General features: G+C 70.9%; 11 protein-coding genes, 2 tRNA genes and 1 pseudogene. 10 read left to right on the top strand and 4 right to left on the bottom strand.

Features of this window, described 5'->3' with window-relative positions:
- The first annotated feature begins 183 nt into the window (after positions 1-183).
- Both AC07C1_RS17855 and AC07C1_RS17850 read left to right on the top strand, forming a co-directional pair.
- Entirely contained in the window at positions 184-672 is a 489-nt protein-coding gene (locus tag AC07C1_RS17855) for a ribose-5-phosphate isomerase (protein WP_478940001.1), read from the top strand.
- 34 nt (positions 673-706) lie between these two features.
- Complete coding sequence (locus AC07C1_RS17850) at positions 707-1,516, top strand: Fpg/Nei family DNA glycosylase (RefSeq protein WP_478939999.1); 810 nt, start codon at positions 707-709, stop codon at positions 1,514-1,516.
- A gap of 103 nt (positions 1,517-1,619) precedes the next feature.
- Here the strand turns inward: AC07C1_RS17850 and AC07C1_RS17845 are convergent, their stop codons facing one another.
- On the bottom strand, positions 1,620-2,861 hold the full coding sequence (locus AC07C1_RS17845) for a GNAT family N-acetyltransferase (RefSeq protein WP_478939997.1): 1,242 nt from the start codon (positions 2,859-2,861) through the stop codon (positions 1,620-1,622).
- A gap of 176 nt (positions 2,862-3,037) precedes the next feature.
- Between AC07C1_RS17845 and AC07C1_RS17840 the strand changes: the two genes are divergently transcribed.
- Both AC07C1_RS17840 and AC07C1_RS17835 read left to right on the top strand, forming a co-directional pair.
- Positions 3,038-4,210, top strand: coding sequence for a SpoIIE family protein phosphatase (locus AC07C1_RS17840; protein ID WP_478939996.1), 1,173 nt, complete (start codon positions 3,038-3,040; stop codon positions 4,208-4,210).
- Positions 4,211-4,563: 353 nt separating this feature from the next.
- Positions 4,564-5,028, top strand: coding sequence for an HD domain-containing protein (locus AC07C1_RS17835; protein WP_478939995.1), 465 nt, complete (start codon positions 4,564-4,566; stop codon positions 5,026-5,028).
- Here the strand turns inward: AC07C1_RS17835 and AC07C1_RS17830 are convergent.
- Complete coding sequence (locus AC07C1_RS17830) at positions 5,018-6,133, bottom strand: acyltransferase family protein (RefSeq protein ID WP_478940412.1); 1,116 nt, start codon at positions 6,131-6,133, stop codon at positions 5,018-5,020. The genes AC07C1_RS17835 and AC07C1_RS17830 overlap by 11 nt on opposite strands.
- Positions 6,134-6,645: 512 nt before the next feature.
- Here AC07C1_RS17830 and AC07C1_RS17825 point away from each other — a divergent pair.
- Both AC07C1_RS17825 and AC07C1_RS17820 read left to right on the top strand, forming a co-directional pair.
- Positions 6,646-6,840 (top strand): hypothetical protein, encoded by a 195-nt coding sequence (locus tag AC07C1_RS17825; RefSeq protein ID WP_478939993.1) that lies wholly within the window; start codon positions 6,646-6,648, stop codon positions 6,838-6,840.
- A gap of 55 nt (positions 6,841-6,895) precedes the next feature.
- Entirely contained in the window at positions 6,896-9,097 is a 2,202-nt protein-coding gene (locus AC07C1_RS17820; protein ID WP_478939992.1) for a protein kinase domain-containing protein, read from the top strand.
- 235 nt (positions 9,098-9,332) lie between these two features.
- Here AC07C1_RS17820 and AC07C1_RS17815 read toward each other — a convergent pair whose 3' ends face one another.
- Entirely contained in the window at positions 9,333-9,611 is a 279-nt protein-coding gene (locus tag AC07C1_RS17815; protein WP_478939990.1) for a hypothetical protein, read from the bottom strand.
- A 217-nt stretch (positions 9,612-9,828) separates the two neighbouring features.
- Here AC07C1_RS17815 and AC07C1_RS17810 point away from each other — a divergent pair, with 217 nt between their 5' ends.
- Both AC07C1_RS17810 and AC07C1_RS17805 read left to right on the top strand, forming a co-directional pair.
- Positions 9,829-10,002 carry a hypothetical protein gene (locus AC07C1_RS17810; RefSeq protein ID WP_478939988.1) on the top strand — a complete coding sequence of 58 codons (174 nt, stop codon included), beginning with the start codon at positions 9,829-9,831 and terminating at the stop codon, positions 10,000-10,002.
- 165 nt (positions 10,003-10,167) lie between these two features.
- Positions 10,168-11,278, top strand: a pseudogene (locus AC07C1_RS17805) (tyrosine-type recombinase/integrase); the annotation flags it as partial.
- A 109-nt stretch (positions 11,279-11,387) separates the two neighbouring features.
- Here the strand turns inward: AC07C1_RS17805 and AC07C1_RS17800 are convergent.
- Positions 11,388-11,458 (bottom strand) — tRNA-Gly (locus AC07C1_RS17800).
- Between the two features lie 172 nt (positions 11,459-11,630).
- Here AC07C1_RS17800 and AC07C1_RS17795 point away from each other — a divergent pair.
- Both AC07C1_RS17795 and tig read left to right on the top strand, forming a co-directional pair.
- Positions 11,631-11,707, top strand: a tRNA-Pro gene (locus AC07C1_RS17795).
- Between the two features lie 179 nt (positions 11,708-11,886).
- Positions 11,887-13,269, top strand: coding sequence for a trigger factor (gene tig, locus AC07C1_RS17790; RefSeq protein WP_478939987.1), 1,383 nt, complete (start codon positions 11,887-11,889; stop codon positions 13,267-13,269).
- Positions 13,270-13,605 lie beyond the last annotated feature (336 nt).

Genomic DNA, 13,605 nt, shown 5'->3' with positions numbered 1-13,605 from the left:
CCGTACGAGCGGTGTACGAGTCGGTCCAGTGAATCCGAGGTGAACGAATTCGGGAACCTCTGAATCCGGATTGTTATTTGAGGTTTCCTTGAGGATCTATGGTCCGGCTCCACATTTCCCTGCCGTTCTCGCTCCTCGCCACCCGGGGCTGCTGCCCTCCGACAGGCGTGTCACACTCGTTGCATGCGCGTGTACCTCGGCTCCGACCATGCGGGCTACGAACTCAAGAACCACCTCGTCGAGTGGCTCAAGGCCGCCGGCCACGAGCCCGTCGACTGCGGGCCGCACATCTATGACGCCCAGGACGACTACCCGCCCTTCTGTCTGCGGGCCGCGGCGAAGGCGGGCGCGGACCCGGACGCCCTCGGTGTCGTGATCGGCGGCTCCGGCAACGGAGAGCAGATCGCCGCGAACAAGGTGAAGGGCGTGCGGGCGGCCCTGGCCTGGAGCGAGGAGACGGCGGCGCTCGGCCGTCAGCACAACGACGCCAACGTGGTGGCCGTGGGGGCGCGCATGCACAGCACGGAGGAGGCGACCAAGTTCGTCGAGGTCTTCCTCAACACCCCGTTCTCGGGTGACGAGCGTCACATCCGCCGCATCGACATGCTGTCGGCGTACGAGACGACCGGCGACCTGCCCCCGGTCCCGGCCCACCACCCGCAGCAGGACTGAGGCTCCCCTCGGGGGCTGGAAGGAAGAGCGGACCGTGCCAGAGGGGCACACGATTCACCGGCTGGCGCATGACTACGCCGCCCGCTTCTCCCACACGGCTCCCCGTGTCACCAGCCCCCAGGGCAAGTTCTCCGACGCCGCGGACCTGCTGAACGGTGCCGTGCTCACGGCCACCGAGGCCCACGGCAAGCACCTCTTCCTGCGGTTCCGGGACGCCGACTGGGTCCACATCCACCTCGGCCTCTTCGGCAAGGTCGGTTTCGGGGACGGCCCCGCGCCCCCGCCGGCCGACACCGTCCGGCTCCGGCTCGCGACCGGCGCCTCCTACGCCGATCTGCGCGGCCCCACCACCTGCGCCCTGATCACGGACGCCGAAAAGCGGGCCGTGCACGCCCGGCTCGGCCCCGACCCGCTCCGCGAGGACGCCGACCCGGGCGCGGCCTACCGGAGGATCTCCCGCAGCCGTACGACGATCGCCGCGCTGCTCATGGACCAGAAGATCGTGGCCGGCGTCGGCAACGTCTACCGCGCCGAGATCCTCTTCCGGCACGGCATCGACCCGTACCGCGCGGGCCGGGACATCACCCCGGCCGAATGGGACGCCCTCTGGGCCGACCTGGTCGAGCTGATGCGCGAGGGGGTCCGGAACAACCGGATCGACACCGTACGGCCCGAGCACACCCCGGAGGCGATGGGCCGTCCGCCCCGCGTGGACGACCACGGCGGCGAGGTGTACGTCTACCGTCGCGCCACCCGGTCCTGCCACATCTGCGGCGACGAGATCCGCACCGCCGGCCTCGCCACCCGCAACCTCTTCTGGTGCCCCACCTGCCAGACACGGTGACCTGCCGGGCCCGGTGACTTTCCGGACGCGGTGACCCGCCGGGCGCGATGGCCTACGGTCAGCGGCGGCCTGCCGTAAGCGGTGACCTGCCGGGAACGGTGGCCTAGAAGCCGTGCGGCAGCCAGGGGGCCACCGGTGAGCCGAACGCCACCGACGCCTCCGTCAGCGCCCCCGGCCGCAGCTCCCGTACCCGCCCGGCCGCCGCCAGCGACAGCAGGGTCACTCCGCCGAGATAGGCCGCGCCCAGCTCCCGTACCGGCAGGGCGACATCGGGTGAGTCCGTCGTGCGTTCGCAGGACGCGCCCCCGGTGTCGCCGGTCAGCCGCCAACGCCCGGCGTTCCACGGGCAGAAGACGTCCTCGACCTCGAACACGACGTCCACCGGCGTCAGGTAGGTGCGCGCCGACAGGGCCGCACCCACGTCCACGAGGCGGAGGTGCCCGGCGTCCCGCAACCGTGGCCGGCAGCGGCGGATGTCGGAGACCAGGTGCTGCCAGGCGTCGTCGACCGGCCGTGCCCGCAGCGTCAGCGTCGTCATCAGGTCGATGCCGAACAGGAGACGCCACAGCGCGCCCTCGGTCGCCGGATCGAGCGCGGCCAGGTTCTCCAGGGTCACCGTGCCGTCGTGCCCGCTCGGCCCCCAGCCCGTCTTGGTGCGGAAGCGCGCGTACCCGGTGACCTCGCCGTCCCGTTCGGCGACCACGCACTGCAGCGCGGACGCCCCGTCCCGCTCGCTCTCCGGATCGAGCAGACCGGCCCGCTCCCAGCCGGGCTGCCGGGCCAGCATGCCGGGGCGGCGGGGCACCAGGGCCGCGTACACCGCCTCGCACTCCTTCAGGACGTCCGCGGGCGGCGCGTACCGCACGCGCACCTCGTCGGTGTCCGCGGGCAGCGCCAGGGTGACCCGGCCGGTGTCGATCTCGGCGTTGATCTGGAAGGTCGCCGTGCCGTATCCGAAGCGGCCGTATATGGCGGGCTCGGAGGCGAACAGCGCCGCCAGCGGCTCGCCCTCGGCGCGCGCGTCGTCCAGCAGCCGCCGCATCATCGACGTCAGCACCCCTCGCCGCCGGTGCGTCGCGGCCACACTGACCATGGTGACGCCGGCGGTGGGCACCACCGCCCCGCCCGGCACGGTCATCCGGAAGCTGAAGGCCCCCGACGTACCGACGATCGCGTCCGCGTCCCAGACGGCCAGGGAACGGTCGAACTCGGTGAGGGATCTGTCCAGTTCGCGCTCTTCGGGCGAGGCCGGCCCGCCGCCGAACGCACGGATGAGGTGGTCCCACCACGGGTCGAACTCCTCCGGGCGCAGCGTCTTCAACTCGGTCGCGTGGTGAGTCCCCATGGGCCATGCCTATCAGCGCATTGCGGGGCGAGCCAGCGAATTTCTCCCGGACGGCGGCGCGATGGCCCCGCGTGCCGTTCACTGTGAGGGCGCACCACCGAAGCGCAGCGCCGCACGGGGGACAAGTGGGACCTCCCGTGCCGAGTGGCCGGTCCGATGGATAGGGTCCCGAACTAATGGCAGCAGGACGAGAGCGGCGCTCGAAGGCCGAGACGTTCACGGCCCGGTGGAAGATGCAGTGGCACCGGGCCCGCGTCGGCCTGCGCAGAAGCGCCGTGGACTACTTCCGCGGCGACGGCTCGGACTGGATCGCGTTCGCCGGACTGCTGCTGGTCATACCCGTCCTCGCGGTCATGACCCTCGTCAACTCGGTGTGGTGCTCCCCGGCCACCCTGGTGCTGCCGATCGTCGCGGGCGGCCTGCTACTGCGCCCGTCGAGCCTGCTCGGCCTGTACGCGGCGGCGGCCACCGCGCTGATCGTGGAGTCGGTGCGGCTCGGCCCTTACACCGAGGGGCCCTCGCGGGTCACGCCCGGTGTGGTCCTGGTGGTCGCCGCGTGCGGCTTCTTCGGGCTGCTCACCGCGCAGTTCCGCAGCCGGGTCGGTGTGCCCTGGCGGCGCGGCGGCACCATGCTCTTCGACCTGCGCGAGCGGATCCGGGTGCAGAGCAAGCTGCCGAAGCTGCCGCAGGGCTGGCACCACGAGATGGCGCTGCGCCCGGCCGGCGGGCAGTCCTTCTCCGGCGACTTCGTGGTCGCGGCCCGCACGAACGGCGGCCGCACGCTGGAGGTCGTGCTGACGGACGTGTCCGGCAAGGGCATGGACGCGGGTTCGCGCGCCCTGTTGCTGTCCGGTGCCTTCGGCGGCCTCCTCGGCTCGCTTCCCCCGCACGCCTTCCTCCCGGCCGCGAACGGTTACCTGCTCCGCCAGGACTGGGACGAGGGCTTCGCCACCTCCATCCACCTCGTCCTGGACCTCGACTCCGGGGACTACGAGCTGTACACCGCCGGTCATCCGCCGGGGCTCCAGCTCAGCGCGGGCAGCGGACGCTGGGAGGAGAAGGCCGCCGAGGGGCCGCTGCTCGGTGTGTACGACGGCGCCCAGTTCGATCCCGTGAAGGGCTCGCTGCGTCCGGGTGACGTGTTGATGCTGTTCACGGACGGACTGGTGGAAACCTCCGACCGCGACATCGTCGAGGGCATCGACCGCCTGACCGGCGAGGCCGACCGCTATGTCGCGGGTGGCTTCCACGGCGCCGCCTGGCACCTCATCGAGTCCGTCGCGAAGGACGTCAACGACGACCGCGCCCTCCTGCTCATCTGCCGCAAGACATCGGCGAACGGCCGCTGAGCCAGGGCGTCCGGCCGGACCGGACTGTCCGGCCGGGCGGACCGGCTCCCCGGCCGGCGCCTTCCGCCGGGCCGGCTCGCCCCGCAGAGCCGGGCGGACCGGACGCGGTGCCGCGGCCCGCCGAACCACGTGGCACCTGTCCGTGCAGCCAGGACGCGTACGGTTCCCGGCCCTCCGGCGTCGCGCCCGGTACGGCCGCCGCCGCACCCTCCCGGGCGGCCGCGCCGGTGAGCGTCCACGGCACCCCCCGCCCGGGGCCCCGCCGCTGAGGGCGCGATCGTCCCGGCCTGCTCGACGAGGGCGGTCCGGCCGGTGACGGCGATGGCCGCTCCGCGGCAGGGGACACTGGAGGGGTGACCGAGACGCAACTCACCCTGGCGGAGGTCGAGGCCGTCGCGCGCGCCGCCCACAAGGGGCAGACCGACAAGGCGGGGCGGCCGTACGCCGAGCACCTCGCGGCCGTCGCCGAGGGCGTCCGTGCCCGCGGCGGTGACCAGGAGCAGATCGCGGCGGCCTGGCTGCACGACTCGATCGAGGACGACGCGCTCACCCGGGAGTGGCTGGCCGCGGCCGCCCTGGCCCCGCGCACCAAGGCCATCGTGGACGCCCTCACCAAGCGGCCGGGGGAGGAGCCCGGGGAGTACGCCCGCCGGATCCTCGCCACCCCCGGCGCGCTGGTGGTGAAGGAGTCCGACCTGGCGCACAACGCCGACCCGGGACGGCTGGCCGTCCTGCCCGAGGCGACCCGGAGACGGCTGACCGAGAAGTACGCCCGGATGCGCGCGCTTCTCGGCCTGGACCGACCGACTAGGCGCTGACCTTCTCGCGCTCGCGTTCCTTCCGCTCCCGCTCCCGGGCCAGTTCGGCCGCGTCCTGCTTGAACGCCCACTCCATCTTCGGCTCCATCGCGAAGCGGAAGACGCGCTGGACCGGCTTGGTGCACAGCAGCGTGACGGCGGCGGCCGCGAGGACGGTGACGGCGACCGCGCCGAGGGCCCCGTACCGCTGGGCGAGGTCGAACCCGCCCGCGTAGAGAGAGCTCTTGACCACGAAGCCGTGGAGCAGATAGCCGTACAGCGTTCCCGCGCCGAGCGCGGTGAACCACGTCCGGCGGCCCGGCACCCAGGCGAGGAAGCAGGCGGTCAGCAGCAGCGCGCAGCCGAACATGGCCAGCGTCATCAGCGGTCCGGTCCACCAGGGGGCACCGAGATCCTGCGCGCTGCTCTGCCGGTAGAACCACCCGCCGTCCACGCGCGGTACGGTCCACCAGCCGATGACCAGCGCCGCGGCGAACACCGGTACGGATGCCACCCGCACCCACCGTTGCCGTATCAGCGTGAAGTGCTCGGGCTTCAGCAGCAGACCGAGCACGAAGCAGGGCAGGAACTGCAGGACGCGGCCGAGGTCCAGATTGTCGTCGATCCCCCGGGAGACCGATCCGACCATGGCGATCCCGAGGGCGATGGGCAGCGGCCAGCGCACCAGCTTCCACATGGGCGTGGTCAGGCGCCAGATGAACAGCGCGCACAGGAACCACGTCAGGTAGTAGGGGGAGACGAGGCTGATCGGGTCGGTGGCCTGGCCCGCGTAGCGCCTGAACAGCGAATAGGCGATCTGGAACAGCAGGTAGGGCACCGCGATACCGGTGATCAGCCGCTTCAGCCGGTCCGGGCGCATGTCGAAACTGCGCGAGAAGTAGCCGGAGATGACGATGAACGCCGGCATGTGGAACGTGTACACGACGTTGTACAGGCCTTCGAGGACCCGGTTGTCGGTCTTGATCGCCGACCAGGAGTGCCCCAGTGCCACCAACACGATCGCCAGGTACTTGGCGTTGTCGAAGAACGCGTCGCGCTGTCTGCCCGGTCTGTCGGTCGGTGACCGCCTCTCCTGCGTACTCGCCGGGGTGCGCGGACCGGGCACTGCGCCCACCGGCGACTGTGCCGGGGGGAGCGGCCTGCGGTTGTGACCGGGGGACGGGGCAGCGTCAAACATCTCAGGCACCCTAGCGTCGGCCGTGGGATTCCGTAAAACCCGCGCTCTTTTTCATGGTTATCACGCCCGGGTACCCCGGAATTCGTTCAACTCGCCATCACCGTCGACGTGATGATGGGTACACAGGTGTCGTCCGTTCACCCCGGATGTACCGATTAATCCAGACTAACTCGGGCATACGGCGCCTCGGTGTTATGTACTTCGAATCGCCGCCCGCATGGTGCGTGGATATGGAAACGAACTGCCGTGAATTCGTGGGGATTCAGTGCCCGGGCGTCCCGTCGTATTCCTGTGCGAGGTGTCGCGCGGGCGATCAGTTCCCCGACGTTGTGTCACGGGCCGCATACCGGAGCCGGGTTGGTGGCACGATGGTTCTGTCGGGGGTGTGCGGGCCGTACCCCCGGGCCGGCAGAGCGGACCGACCGAGGGTGTGATCAGTTGTGGCCATTTCACTGTCCGTGGTGCTTCTGTTGGCGATCATCCTGGTGGTGCTTGTCCGAGGGGGGAACATCAAGGCGGGCCCCGCGATCGTCGCGATCCTCTTCGGTTTCTTCCTCGCCTCGACCGGCATGGCGCCGTCCATCAACCGGTTCCTGAACTCCATAGCGGAGTCCATCAACTCGATCAGGTTCTGACCCGGCGGGGGGCCGGCAGATTCTGGACAACTGAACCAACGGGGGATGTAAGGGCATGGCGCTGCGCGACTCCGACCCGGCGGAGGTCGGCGGCTACCGGATCGAGGACCGCCTCGGCAGCGGCGGCATGGGCGTGGTCTACCTCGCCCGCTCCGCGTCCGGCCGCCGGCTCGCCGTGAAGGTCGTCCACGGCCAGTACGCCGACGACGACGAGTTCCGTACCCGCTTCCGCCGCGAGGTGGCCGCCGCCCGCCAGGTCAGCGGTGCCTTCACGGCACCCGTGGTGGACGCGGACGCCGACGGGCCGCGCCCCTGGATGGCCACGCTCTACATCCCCGCCGAGGACCTCGGCACCCACGTCCGCCGCCACGGCCCGCTCCCGCCGCACCGGCTGCGCGACCTCGCCGCCGGCCTCGCCGAGGCGCTGCGCGACATCCACCGCGCCGGAGTGGTCCACCGGGACCTGAAACCGGCCAACGTCATGCTCGCCGAGGACGGCCCCCGGGTCATCGACTTCGGCATCTCCCGCGCCACCGAGGCCGCCGCCATGGACGCCCTGACCCAGACCGGCCGCGTGATGGGCACCCCGCCCTTCATGTCCCCCGAGCAGTTCGCCGCCCCGCACGAGGTCGGCCCGGCCACCGACATCTTCTCCCTCGGCGCCGTCCTCGTCTACGCCGCCACCCGGCGCGGCCCCTTCGACAGCGCGAGCCCCTGGGAGACGGCGACACGCGTCGTCGAGGGACGCGCCGACCTCGACGGCGTCCCGGACGAGCTGCTCCCCGCCGTCCGCCTCTGCCTGGAGAGGCACCCCAAGTCCCGGCCCACCCCCGACGAGCTGCTGCGCCTGCTCCGCGACGGCCGGCTGCCCGACCGGGACCCGGCGCCCGAAGCGGACGCGCCCGAAGCGGACGCGGCCGGACCGCGGAACCGGCCCGGACAGGAGACCCGGCCCCAGCCCGGGCCGTCGCGCCGGCGCGGGTGGTGGCCGGCGGCCGTGGCCGCCGCCGTACTGGCCGCCGTGGCCGCCACCACCTCCGTCCTCGCCCGCGACGGCGGCAGCGCCGCGCACGCCCTGCCGGCCGGCTGGCACACCTGGCACCGGCAGGCCGTGGACCCCACGGCCAAGAACCCGAACGCCATGGGCCCGAGCGGCCCCTTCAGCCGCTGCGTCACCTCGCGGCAGTCGCTGCTGTGCGCCGGCGACGGCATCATGGCCGCCCGGTTCGACCTCGCCGACGGCCGCAACGCCTGGACCCGCCCCATGGACCCCACGCCCGCCGAGACCACGACCAGCGGCGGAGGCACGATCATCGGCACCCGCCCCGGCGGCGTGTACGTCTTCGGCGCCGACGACCGTGACATCAGGACCGGCAAGGCGGAGCCGGACAGCCGGACCCGCTACACCGTGCAGGCCCTGGACACGGCCACCGGCAAGCCGGTCTGGAAGACCGTCGTCGCCGACGACGTCAACGGCATCGGACCGGACTCCGGCGGCGCCGTCGCCACCCCGGCGGGCGTCATCACGACCTACGGCGACGCCTCCGACTCCTACGCCCTCCTCGACGCCGCGCACGGCAGGGTCCGCTGGCACCACCGGCTGCCCTACGGCATGGGCGACACCGGGGACTGCCTGCTGAGCGGCGCCGGCGGGAAGGCGTACCTGGTGTGCCACACCCCCGACGACGAGGGCGACACCGACCACACCACCATCGCCCAGCTCGACCCCATCACCGGAAAGGCCCGCTGGACCCGGACGGCCAAGGGCGGGGTGTACCTGTTCGGCCAGGCGCGGGGCCACCTGGTGCTGGGCGCCGACCCGCTCATGGGGAAACTGAGCGCCCTGACCCTCGTCGACCTCTCCTCGCGCGTCGTGACGACCGTACGGCTGACCGCCCCGAAGGCCGCCGCGGGCGCCTGCCTGGTCCGCGGCACCCTCTATCTCACCCTCGGCAGCGGCAGCGTCCGCGCCGTCGACCCGGACACCGGACGGCAGCTGTGGCAGAGCAACTCCACCGTCGAACAGCCAGGCCCGCCCACCGCCTCCGCCACCCGGCTCTACCTGGCCTCGCCCACCGGCCGGCTGGCCGCCCTTGACCTGCGCACCGGCCGGGTCACGGGCACACTCCCCGGCCGTGACGACAGCGACACCACCGGCTCCTCCGACACCCCCGCGCCCCCCGTCCTGTCCGGAGACGCCCTCTACGTCCCCTACGGCATGCGCTCGGTCTACACCGTGGACGTCAAGGACCTCTGAACGCGCCAGGGGCCCGGCACCGCCGAAGCGGAAACCGGGCCCCTGGACCGAACAGAGCGGGCGACGGGAATCGAACCCGCGTAGCCAGTTTGGAAGATCGCGTATGTGGATCCCGCCTGAGCTGGCAAAACGCTGACCTGCGCGTTCCTGGGCTGCGCGCCGTGGTTCCCCGTTGCTCCCCGTCGGTCGCCGCCCTATCGGGCACGCATGGGGCACGGTGGCTGGCTGCGTGCGGCTACGACGACAGAGTCGGCTTCCTGCGCCGGGCGAATCGACGGCAGGCTACCCAGAGGTTGATCAAGAACAGCACTGACCCGGCGATGGGCCAGCCCACTGACCCACCGTCGCGGTAGGTCTCGATACCGATCACCAGCAGTAGTGAACCGACCGCCACGCCCATCAGGTCGAGGAAGATGTCTGCCTGCGTCGCGATCTTCGAAAGGTTGACCACGGCTTGAACGTGACAGGTAAACGTGGTCGCCGCCAAGGTCGAGTGCTCTGCCGGCAGCTGCACCTTGCCACGCCCCCCTCGACCGGTCAGCCGACCACCCCGCCACGGCACCACTTCAGGGATCGATTCCCCGGCCGCAGGCGAGTCCGGCTGCCATTACAGGCAAAGCGGTCATAAAATCTGCATGAATGGGCGCAATCGGACATAAAACGGAATAGACTGGGCATTGTGCAGCCAAGGGGTGCATCACCGGGACAGTCCCGACGCCAGGAGAATCTCAATGACCTACGGAACGATGGCCGCTCCCGAGCCCAACCCCCGCGCCAACGCCGCTTTGGCTGCCGACTGCGAGGTGTGCAACGGCTGGGGAAGCGTGATCACTTTCGAAGGGCGGCACGAACTGTGTCAGACCTGCCAGTCCCCCACGGAACGCGAGTGCCACGACAGCAGCTGATTTCAGGGGGTGCCAGGTCCATGCATGCATTCTGGATCAACAACTTCTTGTCCATGTGCGGGTCGCGCCAGACAGAGCGGTCGGCGCAGCGACTTTGGCCGGGAGCTGCTTTGGCGCGAGTGATCATGGCCCCGTAAGCTTCCGGCGCGTCGGGCAGTCTGTGGTCAGTTCGGCCGCGTTCGAAAGCTGCCTCGGGTCGCCACCAAGCTCGCTACGTCGGCCCTGACGGGCTGCTGAGGCCCGCTCCCGAGACCTTCCGCACCAAGCGGGACGCGGACGACTGGCTGGCCGACAAGCAGTCGGAGTTGCGCCGTGGCGACTGGCAGGACCCGGACGCGGGCAAGGTGTCGTTCGGCTCGTACGCCGCTGCCTGGATCGAGGAACGCGAGCTGACCGCCACCACACGGCAGCTCTACGGTTCGCTGCTGCGTCAGCACCTTGAGCCCGCCCTCGGCACTGTCAGCGTCGCGGAGATCTCACCCCCGCTCGTGCGGCGCTGGCGTGCCGACAAGCTGGCGTCCGGTACTGGTCCGACGACCGTGGCCAAGGCCTACGCCCTTGCTGCGCGCGATCATGGGGCCGTCGATGACCAGATGATCAGGCGCAACCCGTGCACGATCAAGGGCGCGAGCACCGTGCACACCCCGGAGCGGCCGACCGCCACCGTGCAAGAGGTGTACGACCTGGCCGACGCGATCCAGCCGCGCTATCGGGCGCTCGTACTGATGGCCGGCTTCCTCGGCCTGCGCTGGGGCGAGCTGATCGGGCTGCACCGCCGGGATGTCGACCTCGACCACGGCACCGTGCGTGTCCGCCGGGCCGTCGCGGAGCTGAACAACGGCCAGCGGCAGATCAAGGCCCCCAAGAGCGCGGCGGGCAAGCGGACGGTGACGATCCCGGCCGCGATCGTCTCCGACATCCACGATCACTTGGAGCGGTTCGCGGAGCCCGGTGCGGACGGCCGGGTCTTCGTCGGCGCCAAGGGGGCGACTCCGCGCCGGAACCACTTCAACCGGCTGTGGCACAAGGCCGGCGAGGATGCCGGGATCAAGGGCCTGCACTTCCATGATCTTCGGCACACGGCAACACCCTCGCCGCCTCGACCGGGGCCAGCACGCGAGAGCTGATGGCGCGCATGGGGCACAGCACCGCCCGCGCCGCGCTGATCTATCAGCACGCCAGTGCCGACCGAGACCGGCTGATCGCCGACGCGCTGAGCGCCCTGGTCGACAAGGGGCGCGGGAAGACCCGAACGGGGGACGAGAAGCAAGATTCAGAGCCCGAGGGGCACGCGGGGGGGGGGCACGCCCGGCTGAACAGCTCGGGGAACGACCGAAGGCCCAGGGGCAGTAAATTCACTGCGTACCTGGGCCTTCGCCGTACAGAGCGGGCGACGGGAATCGAACCCGCGTAGCTAGTTTGGAAGACTAGGGCTCTACCATTGAGCTACGCCCGCAACAGTGCGCCGCAGGTCCGTGACCGCGGCACTGCAGGCATCGTAGCGGGTCGCCCACCACCGAGGCCAACGTGTTGCCCGACGCGCGGGCCGCGCCCGGGCCACGCCGACCGCCGCCGTCAATCCGGCCGACGGATCCGGCCGGGGCATGTACCCTACGTGTCGCACCAGACGGGGTGTGGCGCAGCTTGGTAGCGCGTCCGCTTTGGGAGCGGAAGGCCGTGGGTTCAAATCCCGCCACCCCGACCACCGGTTCGTGACGTCACGATGATCGCCTTTTGGGGCGCTGACCGGCTGCGGTTACTATGCAAGCTGCGCGCCCGTGTGTCCCGGCCCACTCGGCCTACGAACTCCTCCGGGCGGCGAAATCCGCCGGACCAGTCTGGCTCCGGCAGAAACCAAGAAGTCAGCCACAAGGAGACCGAACCGTGAAGAGCGCCGTGGAGACCCTGAACCCGACCCGGGTTCGGCTCACTGTCGAGGTGCCCTTCGAGGAGCTCAAGGACAGCCTCGACGCGGCGTACAAGAAGATCAACCAGCAGGTCACGGTGAAGGGCTTCCGCAAGGGCAAGATCCCGGCCCGGGTCATCGACCAGCGGTTCGGCCGCGGTGCGGTGCTGGAGGAGGCCGTCAACGACGCGCTGCCGAAGTTCTACACGGAGGCGGTCAACGAGGCCGAGCTGAGCCCGCTGGGCCAGCCCGAGGTCGACATCACCGAGCTGAAGGACGGCGAGACGCTGAACTTCACCGCCGAGGTCGACGTCCGCCCCGCCCTGGAGATCCCGGACTACTCCGGTATCGAGGTCGAGGTCGACGCCGTCGAGGTCACCGACGAGGACATCGAGAAGTCGGTCGAGCAGCTGCGCGAGCGCTTCGCCTCCACCTCCCCGGTCGAGCGTGCCGCCGAGGACGGCGACGTCGTCACCGTCGACCTGGAGGCCAAGGTCGACGGCGAGGTGCTCGAGGACGGCATCGCCAACGGCGTCTCCTACACCATCGGCTCCGGTGAGCTGCTGGAGGGCATCGACGACGCCGTCAAGGGTCTGTCCGCCGGTGAGGAGGCCACCTTCACCTCCGAGCTGAAGGGCGGCTCCGCCGCGGGCAAGGAGGCCGAGGTCACCGTCAAGGTCACCCAGGTCGCCGCCCGTGAGCTGCCCGAGCTGGACGACGAGTTCGCGCAGCTCGCCTCGGAGTTCGACACCCTGGACGAGCTGAAGGCCGACAGCCGCAAGCGCCTGGCCAACATGAAGCAGTTCGACCAGGCCACCCAGGCCCAGGAGCGCGTCCTGGAGAAGCTCCTCGAGCTGGTCGAGGTCCCCGTCCCCGAGAAGCTGCTCGAGGACGAGGTCAACACCCGCAAGCACAACCTGGAGCACCACCAGCTCGGCCAGATGGGCCTCGACCTCGACAAGTACCTGGAGATCCAGGGCAAGACCGCCGAGGAGTTCGAGACCGAGACCCGCGAGGCCGCGGTCAAGGGCATCAAGACCCAGTTCGTCCTCGACGAGCTGGTCAAGAAGGAGAACCTCAACGTCAACCAGGAGGAGCTCACCGAGCACCTCATGCGGCGTGCGGCCTCCTCCGGCATGTCCCCCGACCAGTTCGCCCAGGCCGTCGTCGAGGGCGGCCAGGTGCCGCTCCTGGTCGGCGAGGTCGCCCGCGGCAAGGCCCTGGCCGTCGTGGTCGAGGCCGCCACGGTGAAGGACACCAACGGCGAGATCATCGACCTGGACGACGAGGAGGAGGAGACCGAGGCCGAGACCCCGGCCGCCGAGGCCTCCGAGTCCACCGAGGAGAACACCGAGGGCTGAGCCCTGCGGCGCCTCTGAAGCGTGTACGACGGGCCCCTGGGACTTTCCCCGGGGCCCGTCGCCGTACCAGGACGGGCGGCCGGCCCGAAGGGGCACGGGGCTGTATGGGCGTGTGCCGCCGCCGCGGGGCGCGACAAGGCCCCCCACGCACCGGGGGCCCGGCGACAGCCGCACGCCCGCCACCAACCGGGCCCAGCCCCCGGGCGGAGCCTCTACGCCCCCGGCGAACACCACCATCTCCGGGATTCCCCGAAGGGACCCGCGCGTTAGGGTCCATGAATACGGGGGCAGGGGAGTCTCCTGAAAGCCCCCGCCAAGCCTCCCGCAGGACGACGT

Source organism: Streptomyces sp. NPDC045022, assembly GCF_056432605.1.
This window is presented reverse-complemented; position numbering and strand designations above follow the sequence as displayed.